The 18,516-nt window shown below is 45.7% G+C and carries 14 protein-coding genes; 7 read left to right on the forward strand and 7 right to left on the reverse strand.

From position 1 onward, the window contains the following. Positions 1–118 precede the first annotated feature (118 nt). The 4 genes from AC0VYA_RS21145 to AC0VYA_RS21160 all read left to right on the forward strand — a co-directional run bounded on the left by AC0VYA_RS21145 (position 119) and on the right by AC0VYA_RS21160 (position 6,840). Positions 119–2,020: a glycoside hydrolase family 3 protein gene (locus tag AC0VYA_RS21145; RefSeq protein WP_475489585.1), complete on the forward strand. Its 1,902-nt coding sequence runs from the start codon at positions 119–121 to the stop codon at positions 2,018–2,020. 123 nt (positions 2,021–2,143) lie between these two features. Further along, a complete protein-coding gene (locus tag AC0VYA_RS21150; RefSeq protein ID WP_475489586.1) occupies positions 2,144–2,545 on the forward strand; it encodes an NUDIX hydrolase in 402 nt (133 codons plus the stop codon). Between the two features lie 244 nt (positions 2,546–2,789). Further along, positions 2,790–3,638, forward strand: coding sequence for a MurR/RpiR family transcriptional regulator (locus tag AC0VYA_RS21155; RefSeq protein WP_006991515.1), 849 nt, complete (start codon positions 2,790–2,792; stop codon positions 3,636–3,638). A 358-nt stretch (positions 3,639–3,996) separates the two neighbouring features. Further along, positions 3,997–6,840 carry a TonB-dependent receptor domain-containing protein gene (locus tag AC0VYA_RS21160; protein ID WP_475489587.1) on the forward strand — a complete coding sequence of 948 codons (2,844 nt, stop codon included), beginning with the start codon at positions 3,997–3,999 and terminating at the stop codon, positions 6,838–6,840. 172 nt (positions 6,841–7,012) lie between these two features. On the opposite strand, the gene AC0VYA_RS21165 is transcribed toward AC0VYA_RS21160, so the two are convergent. From AC0VYA_RS21165 to AC0VYA_RS21195, 7 genes are all read right to left on the reverse strand, one after another. Next, entirely contained in the window at positions 7,013–7,531 is a 519-nt protein-coding gene (locus AC0VYA_RS21165; RefSeq protein WP_475489588.1) for a PepSY domain-containing protein, read from the reverse strand. Positions 7,532–7,693: 162 nt separating this feature from the next. Continuing rightward, positions 7,694–8,869, reverse strand: coding sequence for an exo-beta-N-acetylmuramidase NamZ family protein (locus AC0VYA_RS21170; RefSeq protein WP_475489589.1), 1,176 nt, complete (start codon positions 8,867–8,869; stop codon positions 7,694–7,696). Then, positions 8,866–9,789, reverse strand: coding sequence for an N-acetylmuramic acid 6-phosphate etherase (gene murQ / locus AC0VYA_RS21175; protein WP_011576858.1), 924 nt, complete (start codon positions 9,787–9,789; stop codon positions 8,866–8,868). The genes AC0VYA_RS21170 and murQ overlap by 4 nt, the downstream gene beginning before the upstream one ends. A 17-nt stretch (positions 9,790–9,806) precedes the next feature. Beyond that, positions 9,807–10,694: a glucosamine kinase nucleotide-binding domain-containing protein gene (locus tag AC0VYA_RS21180; protein ID WP_011576859.1), complete on the reverse strand. Its 888-nt coding sequence runs from the start codon at positions 10,692–10,694 to the stop codon at positions 9,807–9,809. Beyond that, positions 10,691–12,271, reverse strand: coding sequence for a sodium:solute symporter (locus tag AC0VYA_RS21185; protein ID WP_475489590.1), 1,581 nt, complete (start codon positions 12,269–12,271; stop codon positions 10,691–10,693). The genes AC0VYA_RS21180 and AC0VYA_RS21185 overlap by 4 nt, the downstream gene beginning before the upstream one ends. A gap of 6 nt (positions 12,272–12,277) precedes the next feature. After that, the gene (locus AC0VYA_RS21190) at positions 12,278–13,690 is read right to left on the reverse strand and encodes an SH3 domain-containing protein (RefSeq protein WP_475489591.1); all 1,413 of its coding nucleotides are present in this window, start codon (positions 13,688–13,690) and stop codon (positions 12,278–12,280) included. Positions 13,691–13,702: 12 nt separating this feature from the next. Next, positions 13,703–14,869 carry a DUF819 family protein gene (locus tag AC0VYA_RS21195; protein ID WP_475489592.1) on the reverse strand — a complete coding sequence of 389 codons (1,167 nt, stop codon included), beginning with the start codon at positions 14,867–14,869 and terminating at the stop codon, positions 13,703–13,705. A gap of 155 nt (positions 14,870–15,024) precedes the next feature. On the opposite strand from AC0VYA_RS21195, the gene nagB-II reads away from it, so the two are divergent. Genes nagB-II through AC0VYA_RS21210 form a run of 3 tightly spaced genes read left to right on the forward strand, consistent with a single transcriptional unit; the run spans position 15,025 to position 18,497 of the window. Further along, positions 15,025–16,008, forward strand: a complete 984-nt coding sequence (gene nagB-II, locus AC0VYA_RS21200) for a glucosamine-6-phosphate deaminase NagB-II (RefSeq protein WP_475491106.1) — start codon at positions 15,025–15,027, stop codon at positions 16,006–16,008. A 1-nt stretch (position 16,009) separates the two neighbouring features. Further along, positions 16,010–17,140 (forward strand): N-acetylglucosamine-6-phosphate deacetylase, encoded by a 1,131-nt coding sequence (nagA, locus tag AC0VYA_RS21205; protein WP_475489593.1) that lies wholly within the window; start codon positions 16,010–16,012, stop codon positions 17,138–17,140. Between the two features lie 16 nt (positions 17,141–17,156). After that, positions 17,157–18,497: a sugar MFS transporter gene (locus AC0VYA_RS21210; RefSeq protein ID WP_475489594.1), complete on the forward strand. Its 1,341-nt coding sequence runs from the start codon at positions 17,157–17,159 to the stop codon at positions 18,495–18,497. Positions 18,498–18,516 lie beyond the last annotated feature (19 nt).

Below are 18,516 nucleotides of genomic sequence, written 5' to 3' on the forward strand. Positions count from 1 at the left end.
TACAGGTAGTTGTTTGTTTATCCCCGCTTCTGGCGGGGATTTTTTTATTTTCTTCACGCGTTATTTTATTGCGGTACAACTAAGTACCGCCATATATTTTTATTTTCAGGAGTGAGTCATGGGCTTTAGGCCGTTGCGTTTGTGTTTTGTCGTTTTCTTCGTTATCGCTTGTATTTCATGCACAAGCAAACCATCAATCGATCCTAAAATTGAAGCCTTAGTTGCGCAAAAACTGATGCTCGATATTCGCTATTTCTGTGATGAAAACGAGCTTGATGCAACCACACAGCGCTGCACTACACCTGTCACCACGTTACCCGATGACCTTAAAGAAATGATTGCTGACACAGGTGTAGGCGGCATAATCTTGTTTGCCAATAACTTGGTCGACACAGAACAAATGCTTCGCCTGAATCGTGACTTACAAGCAGCCTCAGCCAGTGGCGGGCACTCTCCACTGCTTATCTCTATCGATCAAGAAGGCGGGCGCGTGGTCCGCATCCCGCAAAATATTAGTACTGCATTTAGCGGCAATATGGCCATTGGTGCCACTTACGCCGAACACGGAACGCACTTTGCCACGCTTAGCGGTGATGTGATTGCTAAAGAGTTAGCCGTACTGGGTTTTAACGTTAATTTTGCTCCTTCAGTTGATGTAAACGTCAATCCAGAAAACCCAGTGATAAACGTGCGCTCATTCGGGGAAGACCCACAAGTGGTGGCTGAACTGGGGTTAGCTCAAATGCAAGCAATGCAACAAAACGGCATTATTGCTGCGCTGAAACACTTTCCTGGGCACGGGGATACCAACACCGATAGTCACTCGGGCTTACCCTTGGTTGAACATGACTTACACAAAATAAAAGCGGTAGATTTAGCGCCATTTCAATACGCCATTGATAATGGCGATCCGGGCATGATCATGACGGCACATATTCAATACCCAGCCCTTGATAGCTCAACATTTACCGCCACTGACGGCAGCAAGACAATACTACCGGCTACCATGTCTCGAGCAATTTTAACCGACTTGCTCAGAGACCAAATGGGCTTTCGGGGCGTGATCATCACAGATGCGTTAGATATGGCCGCCATCGCCCATTTTTATGAGCCTACCCAAGCGGTATTGCAAACATTCAAGGCGGGTACTGACATCGCACTAATGCCACTGGCTATTCGCACTGCACAGGACATTCCTAAGCTTAAAAAAATGATTGCTGATCTAGCTTATGCCGTTCAAATTGGCGACGTAACGTTAGCTGAAATAGAGGCGTCAGTAGCGCGTATTCAAACCTTAAAACAAAGTTATATTCCGTCTAATACTGCCCAGTTGTCCCCAGCCAAAGCACTCGCTCGGGCGCAAAGTATATTGGCTGCGCCTGCTCATCTACAAATAGAGCAAGACTTAGCGGATAACGCCATTGTGGCAATTAAAAATCAGCAAGCATGGCCGATAAGCCAATCCACTAAGCGCATTCATCTCGTCATGCCAGACAAGAGTAAATGCATGGCCATGACAACTGCACTAACTGATGCACTTAACACATTTGACCCACGGCCTGAGCTGACAATGAGCTGTGCCAGCTTAGTGAGCGAGCCAACAGATAACCTTCTTGCCCTACAGCGTGACGCACAATTAGTGATTTACACCGATATTACCCCGCAGCAAAGCTTGGTTGAAATGGGGGGAATGGACGACATTACTGATTGGCGCTCAAGACCGAATAAAGAAGCGTTGGATGCCAAGCTTCTCACCTTGCTAAAAGACATTAAACCCCATCAAAAATCGCTTATGGTGAGTATGCGCACCCCTTATGCAGTTACCCAGTACGCAGATTATCTGGATGGCATTTTGGCGACCTTTGCTTATAACACCCAAATTACTGAGCAATTAGATGAAAACGGAGCAGCCCATGCCCACTACGAAGGTCCTATTTATCGCGCTTTGGCCAATATTCTGTTCGGTAATCAACAGCCATCGGGATCGCTGCCAGTTAGCATTGGTAAGATTCAGCATTAACTAAATGAAATTTTCTGCCCTTAGCACTGTCTTGATGATGGATTGTGGTATTTTATGTGAAACGTGAACTGCGACCGAGCTTAAATAATATCCTTTTAACAGCAGATAAATTGAGGGATGTGTATGGCGTTTAACGATACATTTCGCATCAGCAGCCATGGCGTTATTTTCAATGAAACAGGACAAGTTTTATTGCTAAAGGCCACTTATGGTCATTGTGCTTGGGGTTTACCTGGTGGTGCTCTTGAGCCTGGTGAAACCATTCATCAAGCTTTGCTGCGAGAGTGCCAAGAAGAATTAGGTGTGCAGGTGGAAGTTGAGTACCTTTCTGGAGTGTATTTTCATAGTGCATATAACTCTCAGGCCTGCATTTTTAAAGTTCACCTGGGGAAACAGGCCATAAGTCTAAGTGACGAGCACAGTGAATACCGTTATTTTGATCTTAATTCACTGTCAAAAATACAGAAGCAGCGCGTCGAACAATGCGCCGCGTATAACGGTCAAGTGGTCAGTGATGCGTTTTGAACTTTGTGTATCAAAATCGAAATTTTAGCTAGGCTTTTGATTGCTTAACGCAATGGAATAATGTGCAAAATACAAACAATTTTAAATTATACTACGCTAAAAGAGTTTGAATAAATTATCGATTTATCTTTGCCGAACATCGGCACTAGCGGTAAGCTAATTGCTCATAAATTCACAATTTTTTACGCGTAAATTGTTAAAATTACGGTAAACTAAATAATAAATTATTACTCAGAGTTGCTTAATGTCTACTTTCACAAAAATAAAAGCCATTAAAGATACCCTTTCTAATAGCGAATTAAAGCTCGCTAAATTTGTACTTAGTTCATCGAATGCAGTAAGGGATCTGTCATCTCAAGAACTCGCGAATGTCGTTGGCGTCAGTCAATCTAGTGTGGTGAAATTCGCCCAAAAGCTTGGATACAAAGGGTATCCAGCGTTCAAGCTAGGGGTAATAGACGCATTAAATTCAACTGCGAGTGAGGGCAATCTACACGGTAAAATCACCCTCAATGACAGCTTCAAACAAGTGTCAGAAAAGCTACTTAGCAGCAAAGTCGCAGTATTAACCGAGACTAAAAACCTTAATGAAGAAGCCGCGTTTCACCAAGCTGTGGAATTACTCAAATCAGCTAAGCGCATTTTGATTTGTGGCTTAGGTGGTTCAGCTCTGGTAGGGAAAGACTTCTCTTATAAACTTCAAAAACTTGGCATGTTAGCCATTGAAGAGCCTGATATGCACGCCCAATTAGCCTTTGCTGCTACCTTGTCTGAAAACGATTTGGTGTTTGCCATCAGCGAATCCGGCAGTACCCGTGAAATTGTCAATGTAGTGAAACAGGCCAAGCAAAACAGCTGTAAAGTGATCACGGTAACTCGCTATGGCGCAACGCCGGTATCTGATCTTGCAGATATCAAACTATATTCAGTAGCAGAAGAAGAGTCAGCGCGTTTGTCATCGATAATGGCCCGTACTGCTCAAGAGTTTATTATCGACATATTGTTTATTGCGATCACTCAATCATCAAGACAAGGTCGCCAGTTACTTGAGAAAACGAACTCAGTGGTCAGTGACTTTAGGCAATCTTCTTAACATTCCACCTTAGTACTCGCTCTTTTGGCGTTAAATAGCCGTAATGAAGGCTGTTTTAACGCTAATCTGCTTTATTGCAAAATTTTTCAGCTTAACTTACTGATGGTATTAGAAATCTTTAGCACCACTAAATTTTCGTACGAATCGACAGCGCTCAAACTTTAGCCTTTTCGCTCATTTACCCACCTTGAAACGTTCAAATAAAAGCCAATGTAAATAGTTATTAACACTGTTTAACAAAGTTTTTACGATATATTTGTTTGAAATAACAGCTAATGCCCCATACAATTCGCCGCAATCTGCACTTATAGCAGATAGATTCTTTATCTTTCCTATAATTACCTTCTCAGGGACACATATGCATAAAATTACTCAAGCCGTAAAGCTAGCGCTTTTAGGCGGCTCAATAGTTATGACAAACAGCGCGTTGGCACAACAGAGCGACGATGCAGCGAACTCAGTAGAAAAAATCCAAATCACAGGCTCTCGTATTCTTCGTGAAGGCGCTATCGCACCTTCACCTGTGACAGTACTTAGCGGCGAAAGTTTGCTAAATACTGGTGCGATGAATATCGGTGAAGCACTAAATGAGCTACCCGCATTAGCAAGTACTTACTCTTTATCAAACTCAGGTCAATTCATCGGCACCGCCGGTTTGAGCCTTCTTGATTTGCGCGGAATGGGCACTGAACGCACCCTAGTATTGGTCAATGGCAAGCGCCACGTAGCGAGCAGTGCAGGTACCTCTTCGGTTGATACCAACACCATTCCTACCAGCTGGATTGAGCGCGTTGAAATCATCACAGGCGGTGCATCAGCGGTTTACGGTGCAGATGCGGTAACGGGTGTGGTTAACTTTATTCTTAAAGACAAGATTGAAGGCTTACAAGTTAGCGCAACCAAAGGCTATGCTGACAACCACGATTACAGCAACGACAAGTATTCATTCTCTTACGGCACTAACTTCAATGATGATCGCGGTAATATCGCCTTCTCAGTGGAGCACAGCAGCCAAGAAAGCTTGAACGCCTTAGATAACCCATGGACATCTACTTCTTTTCGCAATCTAGCTAACACCGCGCAAAATGATGACAATAGAGATTCTTTAGATGTCCCTGACGATATCTACACACCTAATGCGGGCATCTATGCGTTAAGCAATGCTGGTACCTTTGCCATTGGCGATGATTACTATTCATTTAACCCTAATGGTTCAGTACGCGACGTATACTTAGGTGATAACGTAGACGGCATAGCATGTGAAAACTGTGATTTTATTAATTTGAATCAGTTCAGCGAGCTTCAGCCTGAGTTTGACCGCACCAACTATAACCTTAAATTGAGCTACGACGTAACCGACAACATCCGTGGTTATGTTGAAGGTAAGTACGCACGTACTCGCTCGACTAATGTTGGTCAGCCTGCGTTTTTCTTCTTTGAAAGCGAGGCAGATGCCATCACTATCCAAAACGATAACCCGTATGCAGGAGATGACTTGCTAGCCCTTATGGGTGCAAATAATCTGACTAAAATTACTATCGACCGGATGTTGACTGATGTTGGCCGTCGTACAGAAGATGACGAACGTGAAACCACTGCGTTTGTGGCTGGTCTTGAAGGTTACATCAACGATGATTGGGGTTTTGAAACCTATATCACGCGTGGTGAAACCAAGCTTGAGCGTGCCAACAAGAATAACCTTGTACTGGCCAACTTCTATAATGCAGTAGATGCGGTTGAAGCTGACGACGGCTCAATTGTATGTCGTGATGCGGCAGCTCAAGCAGCAGGCTGTGTACCATTAAACCTACTAGGTGACGGCGCGCCAAGCGAAGCTGCACGTAACTACGTTAACACGACCTCTGTTGGCAACAGCACCATTACGCAAACGGTTGTCGGCGGCTCAGTCAACAACTCTGGTATTTATGAATTACCAGCGGGCTATGTGGGTTTTGCCGCGGGTATTGAATACCGCAAAGAAGAAAGCGAAATTGAAGAGCCAGACAACGCTGAAGGTACGTTCTTCAACGTATTAGGCGAAGATAAAGGCGACTTCGATGTTAAAGAAGCCTACGTAGAGTTTTCAGCGCCTTTGCTAACCGACCTACCAGGTATTCAAGATCTGAACTTTGAAACCGCTCTGCGTATTGCTGACTACAGCACTATCGGTAATGCAAAAAGCTGGAAGCTTGGTCTAGACTGGCAAGTGTATGAAGACTTACGCGTTCGAGCGACCCACTCCTCAGCCCTACGCGCACCTAACATCAGTGAACTGTACGGTGAAGCGAGCCAAACGTTTTTCAGTATCGACGATCCTTGTAAAACGTCTGAGCTAGGTCAATTGGCTGACGCTTCAACGCGCACATCAAACTGTGCAGCTCTGGGTGTACCTGCTGACTTCGATTCAGATTACGACCAAGCCAGAATCGAAGGCGAGCAAGGCGGTAACATTAACCTTCGCGCTGAAGAATCAAAAAGTACTACAGTCGGCGTGGTTTATCAGCCGGCTTACCTTGAAGGTTTTGTGGCCACCGTTGATTACTGGAAAATTGAATTGACTGACGCTATTTCTTCAGTTGATTCGCAAACCATTCTTGATCGCTGCGTTGATAACACGAGCGGCGTCAGCAATGATTACTGCTCGCTTATTACCCGTGATGCAAGTGGTGAAATATCACAAATTAGAAGCTTCTCCCTTAACCTTTCAGGTCAAGATGCATCGGGTGTGGATTTCGAACTTGGCTATGACTTTGATGCGCTTGGCGGTTCATTCAAAACTAACCTAATTGGTACGTACCTGATTGAGCGTAAAGAGTATCCGTTCCAAGAAGATACGTCTGATTTTGTTGAATATGCTGGTACTGCAGGTGAATCAGAGTGGCAAGGTATGTTAAGCATGAGCTACATGGTTGATGCATGGCAAGCTGGTATTAAAACCCGTTATCTAGAGCGTGTGAGCATCTTTGACAACCAAGAGCTCGCGGTTAACCCTAACCGTAGCTCCCTGATGGAATATGGCTCGTACGCGATTTCAGACGTCACTGTAGGCTACGCATTTGAAAACGGTATATCACTGACTGTTGGCGTAGACAACGTATTCAACCGTGACCTTCCATTTGGAACGACTGGCACAGGCGAAAAGACTGGTGCATATGAAAACATCGGTCGCTTCGGTTACATAACACTGTCATACGCGATGTAACATCTATATTGATTACTTTCGTTGCAGTTGCTTTTATCAAGGGCGGTTTTAGTAGCCTAAAAGCATTATTCGGTAGAAGCACGACTCGGTACAAACGGTATTGAGTAACGCAAAAGTCACCTAACAAAAAGGCCTCAATTGAGGCCTTTTTTATGAATTCAAACTCAAATATTTACGAACCAAATATCACCACAAGCAAAGCAAACAAAAAACCACCTGCCGCTATTTTCATTCCATTTTTGAATAATTTCGCTTTTGGCATAAACATCAAAAAAGCGGAGACAACAAAAAACAGCAACACTACACCAAAGGTAATGTTTAAAATAAACAAAGGGCTGTTTGTAGTGGCCTTGTGCAGACTGACAAGTTTGGCTAGTACCTTGGGATAATCTTTTTTAGTGACAACCGCCTCACCCGTGGCTTTTTGATAGGCGCCGTAGTTAAAACGAATTTCTTGTTCATCTTCAGCCTGAATTTTAAACCCTTTCAGATGAAGAGCCTCTTCTAGCGCCTTAGAGCTCAGTTGAGTGTCTAGTTCATGCACCGTGGTGTATTCGTATTTCATAAAATCTGTGCTACGAAATATGAGCAATATTCCACTGACTGCATACACCGTCATGATACCCGCAAGGAAAAACCCCATCCATCTATGATACTGCCTAAAGGTATTGTGAAACTTTGCTGATGCCATACTGCCCTCTGTTATGTGTGAACGTTATATCGTGCTTTAAGTGAAAAAAGCTGTATTTAACCACAGAGATTTAGATATGTCTGATGTCTTTACCTAAGTTTGCTTTTGAGCCGCGCAGACACGAAGCACAGTTGCTTACTTGAGCGCTAATGAATAAATATATTAAGGGTAGAGCAAGTAGGGCTGACGTTGTTTTTTGAAGTTGGCCAATCCTGCTTGCCAACTTCGTTTAATTTCAGCAGCGCTTTGGCCTGCTTCTATGGCGTTACGCAGTGAATCCGTACCGGCCAACTTATCCATAAAATCAGCTCGGTCAAATAAGTGCATACCACGGCTAGAAAATTGCTGCTGTGCTTTTACCAGCCAAGTTAAATTAAGGCCTCGCCCAGGGCTTTCTCGCAAATCTATCCCCTGTAAAGCCTTCCCTTCTAACTTGGGGTGCAGCGCGCTACCAGGGCGCGATTCTGGGCTGAACGCAAATTCGCCTAACTCAATATCGTCAAACCCTAACACCTGAAATGGAAAGTCAGTACCGCGGCCGACACTAATAGGCGTAGCCTCAAAAAAACACAGACTTGGGTATAAACCAATCGCTTGGTCATTGGGTAAATTCGGGCTCGGGGCAACAGGTAGTGAGTAGTGCATATTACGGGAGTAATTAGCGACTGGAATGGTGACCAAATCTAGCGATTGCGCTTGGTTTATCCAGCCTTCGCCTTTGATCATACGTGCGAGTTCAGCTACCGTCATACCATGTAGAACGGGGATAGGATGCATGCCCACAAACGAGCGGTATTTAGGCTCGAGTATTGGCCCATCGACGAAACGCCCATTAGGGTTGGGGCGGTCTAGTACCATAAACTGAATACCCGCCTCTGCTGCGGCTTCCATCATGTAGTGCATCGAACTGATGTAAGTATAAAAACGCACGCCCACGTCTTGAATATCAAATATCACCACATCAAGTTGTTGCAACATTTCCACTGGCGGCTTTTTAAATTTGCCGTAGATAGAAGTGATAGGAATGCCAGTTTTTGCATCTATTTCGCTGTTTACGTGCGCTCCTGCATCATGATCACCACGAAAACCGTGTTCAGGCGCGAAGATTCGCGCGACGTTGACTGACTCATCAAGCAAATAATCCGCTAAGTGCCTGTTGCCCACCATGGAGGTTTGATTTACTACTAAGCCTACACGTTTACCTTTTAGTTGCGGCAGATATACTTCTGAGCGCTGGGCAGCAACTTTGATGGCCTCAGGACTACCCTTTTCTACCTGAGAAGAAGTCACACATGCACTTAGCAATAAGGTAAATAGCGCTAAGTAGATGAGCCTCATGACTCACCTTGCGACATGGCATGGCGCAAAAAACCCTGCTTCTGAGCGAGTTTTTCGCGAGCCTGTTGCACATCAACACCTGTAAGTATCATTAAAATCGCCACTTTGACTTCTTTATTCGCGTGATCAAGGGCTTCATATGCGGTTTGCTCTTCGCAGTCAGTAGCTTGCATCACAATACGTACCGCTCGTGCATACAACTTTTGATTACTGGCGTTAAGATCCACCATTAGGTTTTGATAAGTCTTACCAATGCGGATCATGCTGGCCGTGCTAAGCATATTAAGTATGAGTTTCTGGGCAGTGCCTGATTTTAAGCGTGTAGAGCCGGTCAGGACTTCAGGGCCCACTTGGGCACAAATATCAATATCTGCTATCTGACCGATGACAGAGTTAGGGCTGCAATTTACTGCAATAGTTGTTGCTTTACACTGCTTGGCGTACTCTAAACCTGCAGCCACATAAGGCGTACGGCCACTGGCAGCAATACCCACCAATGTATCTTTATCACTAAAATTAAGGGCTTTTAAGTCAGCTACGCCCATTGCTCGGTCATCTTCTGCACCTTCAACGGCGTGTATCACTGCTTTTTCGCCTCCCGCGATCAAGCCGATAACCATCCCCTCTGGCACGCTAAAGGTTGGCATACACTCTACCGCATCGAGTATGCCTAAGCGCCCGCTCGTACCGGCGCCCATATAAACCAAACGACCACCTCGGTTAAAGCTTGATACAATAGCTTCCACTCCAGAGGTAATATCCGCCATTGCTGCGCTCACCGCAGCAGCAACTTTATGATCTTCCTGATTGATTTTTTCTAAAATCGCTAGAGTGGGCAAAGTGTCTATGTCGAGCGTATCTATGTTGCGCCCTTCAGAAGCGATGCTATTTAATTCACTGAGCAAATTTACTTGAGTCATAAATTGATTATGTTCGTTTAGTTAGTGGATGAAGGCGAGCACAATTGCTTTGCCAACAAACAAGCGCCATCAAGAGAGTTTCCCTTACTTGGCACAATTAAATTGCGATAAGTCGCACTTAGCAGTCCTTGGCTCGGTTCAGCCAGACCACCCATGAGCACCAAGGGTAAATCACTTGAGCCGCAGGTACGCTTGATTAATTTTTCGATCATGGTGGCATGGGCAGTGAGTACTTCTAACGCCACCACACACTCTTCTTTTAGGTTGAAAACATGTGGCGCAAGCGCTGCGAAATCAGCTGGTTTCGCCATCGCTAACCATTGCAAGATTGAATGGCGACTGTAACCAATTTGGCTGGCCACAAACAAACTTAACGTGCTTTTCGCTACCCCATTCAAGTCCATTTCCAACAGCAACTTTTGAACCGCTAAGTAGCCAAGTTTCGCACCGCCACCTTCATCACCGATACAAAAGCCCCACCCGCCTATCATCTTTTCGTTGCGGTTATGATCCATACGCATACCAACCGACCCTGTCCCGAGTGCTACAACAGCCACTGGATGGCCAGCATTAGCGCCGTACAAGGAGGTCTTGGCGTCAGACACCACACTTAATTTGGCAAATTTGAAGGCTAAATCACGCTCTAATTTAACCACCAAGGATTTATCCCCGGCACCGGCGACACCAAACACAGCCGATACCTGCTCGGCGCTGCAGTCCGCCTGCTCTAATAATTGCCTGCAAGCATCTGTAATACTGGCTAACGCCAAGGAGTAATCATTGCTCAGAGACGTTGCCCCAGCATTCACTTGCCACTGCATTGAGGTTTGTAAGTCAACGAGCCGGGCAACTGTTTTTGTGCCCCCGCCGTCTAAGCCAAGTATGAATTGAATTGAATGGTTCATGCTTCCTGTCCCTGAAATTGCGATTCGCTGCTGCCTTTGCCTGATAAACACACTAGGCTTGCGACCAATGTGGCGATACAAAGTTGCCAAGTAAATCCAATGTGCACTACCCAGTCTTGTGGTAAGTACAGCGTCATAATATATGGCTGAAATAAAAGCGTTGTCATAAAGCCACAAATGAGCGCCGCTAACACGCTTTGAGGGCTACCGCGCTTAGTGAAGATGGCGGTGAAATACACACCTAATAAGCCACTGTACGAGAACACCATGACACCCAAAGCAAACTGTAAAAGTGGTGTGTCAGTATATTGTTGCCAATAAAAGCATAAGCAGGCCATAGCGCCTAGTGCTGCAGCCACCAACCCCATAGCCACGCGCCCAGCGCTGACAAAATGCATGTCACTGTGGCGATTACCTTTCTTCTTTTGCCAAGGTGCGTAAATATCTTGCACCAACACTGACGCCATAGAATTCAACCCTGAATTAAGTGTCGATAGCGCTGCAGCAATGATGCCAACGGTTACTAACGCTTTCACGCCAGCAGGAATATGATTGAGTACGTAGTACATGAAAATAGTGACTGGCTCACCTTCAAAGGTCGGTAAAACCTCGCCTGCAGCACCGCTATGCATCAAATCTGGGCGCTGGTAATAAACATATAGCAACAAGCCAATAACAATGAAAAGCAGCATAATCGGAATCACCATAACAATGGAATACAGCATGGCTTTACTGCCTTCTTTGGCATTTTTACACGTTAGCACGCGCTGGGTCATGTCTTGGTCAAGACCAAATGCGGCGATATTTAGCAACACAAAACCAGTAAACACTGACCAGATGTTAAACACGCCCGAGGGGCTGAAATCCCAATCAAATTTGAATAATGCCAGCTTCGATGCTTGACCAGCTCCTGGCTCGGCAAGCACCGCCATGATGCTGGACATATCACTGGGGATCGCCGCCAGCAAACAATAAATCACCGCTACCGCTGCCCCCACATACACGCAACACTGAATTACATCACTGTATATCACTGTTTTGATGCCGCCATACACTGTGTACATCAGACCTGCAACGGTCAAAATACAGGTTGCAGCCACTACATGTGATGCTTCAATGTCGGCAAACAAAATCATCGATACGGCAATCGCTGCCATGTACAAACGAGCCCCGCTGGCGAATATACGGCCACATAAATACATCAAACCTGCTTGTTTCTTCGCTGTGGGGCCAAAGCGTACTTCAAGCAGTTCGTATACGGTGTACACATTAAATTTATAAAACTTAGGAATAAGAAAAGTGGCAACAAAGAACGCCGCCACAAACGCGCCTAAGTTAGTCGCTAAATAAGACAAATCACCGCGGTAACCCTGGTCGGGGCCGCCTAAAAATGTGGCTGCTGATTGCGAAGTGGCGAGCACAGATATGGCCACCGCCCATACAGGCATAGTGTTACCACCACGAAAGTAATCTTGGCTGTTTGCTGAGCGGCGATTAAAAAACCAACCTGAGCCCAGTAGCAACAAACCATAAGCAACAAAAACTAACCAATCTAAACCAGAATACTGTGCGCTCATTAATGCTTACCGTATACGCTTAATGTTGTAGAGACGATCCACATAGCTGTTTTTCTCCGACAGGCGAAGGGGTAACAAAGGCGTGACGGACACACCGTTTAAGGTGCCTTTGTAGAGCTTTTTATGCTCATCAAAATACGCCAAGCCTTTTACGTCATGGATCACAAACGGCTGGCCCTGCTCATCGCCTAAATAGAGCATCACGTGGCCAGGAATATAAAGTAAGTCGCCTATTTCTAAATCTTCAATGGCCGCTAGTTTATCTGCCATAGGGGATTGCTTGGAAAACCGGTTATCAATACCGAAGTCTGTTCCACCCTGGTCACCAGAGTTGCGTGGCATTAAAATGCCGAACGAGCGGTAAATTTCTCCCACAAACCCTGTGCAGTCACGGCCGTTATAATCATGCCCCCAACCATAACGTTCACCTAAAAACTTGAAGGCTTGGCGAATAACGTTCGCTTTGGTGTATGCCATGTACCCCAAATGCACGTCTTGGCTTCGCCCGATAAGGGCTTTTTGTAAGCTCAACTTCCCTTGCGGTGTACGAGTGGGTAACCAAACCACGTAATTGGCATAAGGGTTTTGGGCGTATAACGCGGTTGGCACTTCATTTTTGCTAACTAAAGGCAAACGTACACTCATGTCCAGTTGTTGCTCAGACACCGCTGGCATGTCAGGCACGTATTGAGTGAACACCTTGGCTCCGGTAATTACAACGAAATCGCTTTCATCTTTAAATTCAGCAACTTGCTGTTTAGTACCAAGGGCAAAATTTTCGACTCTTGTCCAAGCGAGGTAATTAAACCCTTGCACCAATGCCCACTGTTTATCTTTGCTGTAGGTTAGGATCGCAACTGCGTCCCCTGGAAACAAAGCGCTTTCTTGAAAACGGTCAAGGTCCACATCCATCCCTGAGTTCAGCACTCTGTCATCGGTTGGAAAGGTACGCAGTGCTGCGCGCTTTACCATTAAGCCAAATCCCACTTTGTGACCATTCGGTGCTGGGGCAAAAGTCATATTGTCTTGATAAAGCTCATAATCTTGAGCACTTAACTGGCGTCCACCAACAAAGTAGCGCGCACTTTTGGGCACTTTGCTGATGCTGTGAATTTTCGCTGTGAGTTGTTTGTCAGTAAGTGAATCTGGGCTACTGAGGGGATCGCTAACAAAACGGTTATGCTCAATTAACCCTTGGTTATGTGCATTGATCTGTTCTTGGGTCATGACTAGCTGTTCAGGACTTTTTAGCTTCTGCACCCAGTGATCAGGGTGCAACTGAGCTTGTGTTACATTCATCACATCAGTTCCCCAGTTTTTTTGCAGGTCTTTGGTAGAATGCTGTAGAGCACTGGCAGGCAATGCAGTTGCACTTAAAGCGCACGCCAATAACAGCCCGATTGATAAAATACGTTTCATATTGTTCTCCGTTTACGCTGCGCTTAGCCATGCTAACGCTCGCCCTACCAATAAGCCGCCGCCGGTGCCAACGATGTAACCCAACATGGCCATTAACACGCCCACAGGGATTAATGCTCGAGAATAAGCAGCAGCAAGTATGGGAGCAGATGCCACGCCGCCAATATTGGCCAACGATGCGATACCGCAGGTGAATAAATCTAGTTTGAACAGCTTAGCCACCAGTAGCATAAGCCCACCATGAACAGCCAAAATAAATAAGCCAAGCAAGATATATATAGGCGCTTGGGTTAATTCGTTGAAATTAGCACGCGAAGCAATCAAGCCAATAATGAGATACAGCATGAGGGATGATAACTCTTTCCCCCCCCACATTTTGCTGATGGGAGTGATTGCACAAATAACACCCAAAACGGTGACCAACATCACAGTCCATGCGGTTTTAGTAAAAAACTCTGTCACAGGCAAAGCAGCAGCAAGATGCTGACATAGGATAGACACCAACATTGCCCCAGACAGCAAAACCAACATAGAGGTGGTTTTATTGCCTGTGTATTCCTGTTGTTTACTGGCTAAATTGGCACTGACTTCTGCTAAGGCTTTACCATCAGCTTTAGTCCAATGATTGAAGCGATTCGCGAGGGGAACTAACGCCAACAGAAACATGACCCACATGGCGTAATCAATTGAGTCAATTAGCAAGGTGTAACCCATACTGGAATCAGGCACATTAAGCGCCGCTTGCACCGCAGCCATATTACCTGTGCCGCCCATCCAACTGCCGCTTAGCGCCGCTAGCGTTTTCCACGCATCTGGGGCTAAAAAGCCTTTAAATAGCGCAAAACCAATGACAAATGCACAACCAATGCTGATCGCTGCGGCAAAAAATGCCAACAGCATCTTGCCGCCCAAGCGTTTAATTTGACGTAAATCAGCGTCCAGCAACATTAAGAAGATCATAGCCGGAAGAATATTTGCCTTAAGGGAAGAATACGCCTGATTGATCTCTGCTGTTTTACTCCATAAACCCAGCGTAGACATCATCATGACTGTGAAATACAGCAATACGATGGCGGGTAGATAATGGAATAACTTCCAACGGGTTTTCTCTTCTACTAGGGCTAGTCCCCCCGCGATAAAGAGTAAAACACTGATGTATGCAAAGGCAGTCGTGATCATAAAAAAAGTGGTTAGTTTGCAGTAACCAAACAGTACCCAGTTGCAGACTATTTGTAAATAACTATTATAAAATATAGAAAAATAAAGAATAATTTATTATTCTAAATCCACTGTACACTTTATCAACATAAAAGGGGTTCCCATTGAGTAGCTTCATGGCGCAAGAAACGGCGCAAACACCATCTGTTATACGTCAGCAACTCATTCGTAACACCGAGCAGTGTGAAACACTCGTCAGCCAAATAAAAGCGAGAAAACCCAGTTATGTGTTAATGATTGGCCGTGGTTCATCTGATCACGCAGGTGTTTTCGCTAAATACTTATTAGAAACTGAGCTAGGCATACCCGTTATGGCGTCTGCCCCTTCGGTGTTCGGTATTTACCATAAATCGGTCAATCACCAAAGCGCCTTAGTGATTGCCATTTCCCAGTCTGGCCGCAGCCCTGATATTGTGAATCAAGTGAAATCAGCCAAAGCCAGTGGCGCTATGTGTTTGGCGTTGGTAAACGACGAACAGTCTCCCCTAGCCCAAGCAGCTGATTATGTATTGCCCATGGGGGCGGGGTTAGAGCAATCGGTTGCCGCAACCAAAAGCTACTTAGCCAGTTTGAGTGCATTACTGCAATTGTGCGCCTACTGGAATAACAACACCGCGCTACTCGATAGCCTTACTAATCTGCCAGACGCGTTAGAACAGGTACTCGCACAGCCTGCGCAGCTAACGCCTGATTTACTGCACGAGATTCGACATTGCGTCATGTTAGGACGCGGTTTTGGTTACGCTATCAGCCGTGAAATGGCGCTGAAATTAAAGGAAGTTCTGGCGATACACTGTGAAGCTTTCAGCAGCGCCGAGTTTATGCACGGCCCGTCGGCCATGCTTGCCAATCAACTCCATGTCATCGATGTTCAAGTTGAAGATGAAACGACTGACGTGCATAGTAACCAGATACACACCTTCGCCCAACAAGGGGGTCGCGTTGTATCTCTGTCGCACCCTAAGCTTACGCTGCACCCTCGTTGCCTGCCGTTATTGGTGGTATTGCGTTTCTATGTAGACATTGAGCGTATCGCTCAAGCTTATGGTCGAGATCCAGACCGACCTCAGGGCCTTAAAAAAATAACAGAGACCCATTGATATGCAATTTAGATGTGAACGCTTACTGACCTCAAATGGTTGGTTGGATAACCAAACTGTAACCGTCGAACATGACACCATCCAAAATATAACAGCAACATCTTCTAATGACGCCCATTTGGCGTTTTACCCCGATTCAGTGGTACCTGGTTTTATCGATGTACAAGTTAACGGTGGTGGTGGTGTGCTGTTTAATCAGTCACCTACCACAGCAGCTTTAGCCCAGATGAGCCAAGCTCATCGCAAATTTGGTACCACAGGGTTAATGCCAACATTGATCACGGATGAACTGCCTGTCATGCAACACGCAGCACAGATTATGGCTGAGGCCATTGACCAACATGTGGCTGGGATCCTTGGGGTGCATTTTGAAGGACCACACTTAAGCAAACCGAAAAAAGGCGTGCATGATGAAGCCTTTATTCGCCCCATCACTGATGATGAGTTAGCCCTTTATTTACGTAAAGACATGGGAAAGGTGATTGTTACCCTCGCACCGGAAAATGTTAGCCCTGACGTGATTACACAATTGAGCCAGCATGGGGTGAAAGTGTGCCTAGGCCACTCTAACGCTGATGCAGAAACCGTACTCAAGGCAATTGAAGCTGGCGCAGATGGGTTCACTCACTTATTCAACGCTATGTCAGCCATGCTGTCACGCGCACCTGGCATGGTAGGGGTGGCGCTAAATACACCAGATACCTATGCGGGCTTAATTCTAGATCATTACCACATTGACCCAATTTGCAGTGAAATAGCGATTAAAATCAAAGGGAAAGAAAGAATGATGCTGGTTACCGATGCCATGGGATTAATCGGCACTGACGATGACAGCTTTATGTTCGGTACACAGAAAATCACGCGCGTTGGCAATAAACTAACCACAGATAACGGTACGCTAGCAGGCTCCCATTTAGACATGCTTAGCGCGATCAAAAATGCGGTGCGCGATTTACATATTCCTCTTGAAGACGCCATCACAATGGCCAGTACCACACCTGCTCAGTATCTGGGTTTACAAGACACCCATGGCGTTATTGCCAAAGGCAAAAAAGCGGACTTTGTGGTACTAGATGATGCGCTAAATATCACGGCATTATGCCAATCAGGGCAATTCATTTCACAATCATAAGAATAAGGGACAACCCATGACACTCACTACTTCTGCGCCGCGCTCAAGCGTTATGCCCATGTGCATTATTGCACTGCTGTTTTTCATATTTGGCTTTGTAACTTGGTTAAACGGCGCACTGATCCCTTTTTTACAAGTGGTGTGTCAGCTCTCTGAAACTCAAGCCTTGATGATTGCATCGTGCTTTTACTTTGCCTATGTGGTGATGGCGTTGCCCATGGCTATGATATTGGAAAAGGTCGGTTATCAGTCATCCATGGTATTGGGGTTAAGCATTATCGCCCTTGGCTTGCTCGGTTTTATCCCTGCGGCGCTACTGCAAGAATTTTGGATCTTCCTGGTGGCGCAGTTCGTTATTGGCAGCGGCTTAACCATCTTACAAACCGCTGCTAACCCCTACGTGGTCAATGTTGGGCCAACCAAAAGTGCAGCTGCGCGTATTGCGATTATGGGCTTACTCAATAAAGGCGCAGGTATCCTAGCGCCCCTTCTTTTCACCGCGTGGGTGTTAGGCGGTTTTAGTGACATTAACCTTGCAACTATCAATCAAATGCCTGTAGAGCAGCAGCAACTGCAAATCGAAAGTATGGCGCATCAATTGATTACCCCATATGTGGGCATGGCCATTGCCCTGTTGGTATTAGCCGGCGGTTTGTCACGAATTTCACTGCCTGATTTGGCTTTATTAGAGTCTTCTGTCAATGATGAGGCAGACGTGTTTGACGATAGCGCTCGTCATCAAACTAAAAGCGTAATTTGGCAATTTCCACAGCTTGTACTTGGGGCGGTCGCGCTGTTCTTTTATGTGGGGGTAGAAGTTATTGCCGGCGACACAATTGGTTTATACGGTGCAAGCATAGGGGTGGCTAATGCCACCACGCTCACGTCATACACCATGGGATTTATGGTGCTAGGTTACTTGCTTGGCTTGGTGTGCATACCACGCTTTGTATCACAAGCCAATGCCCTGCGCATCAGTGCCATTAGCGGTTTGGTCATTACCGTTTTATTGCTGTTCTCGTCAAATGAGCAAACCATGCTAGCGCAATTACTTTGGGGATGGACCGGGATCGCCGTCATTCCAAACAGCGTCGCGTTAATTGCCCTACTGGGCTTGGCCAATGCCATGGTGTGGCCAACGCTATGGCCTTTAGCCCTGGCTGATTTGGGGCGTTTTACCCCAAAAGGCTCTGCGATTTTAATCATGGGTATTGCTGGGGGCGCGCTGATGCCAATTATCTATGGGCAATTGGCTCAAGCGAGTAATAGCCAACAAGCTTATTGGATACTATTACCAGGTTATTTAATGATAGGTTTTTACGCATTTTATGGTCACAAAATGCGTAGTTGGTCGTAAGTAACGGCGTTTATTAGGA

The sequence above is a fragment of the Paraglaciecola sp. QJM3NY_14 genome (assembly GCF_056173245.1).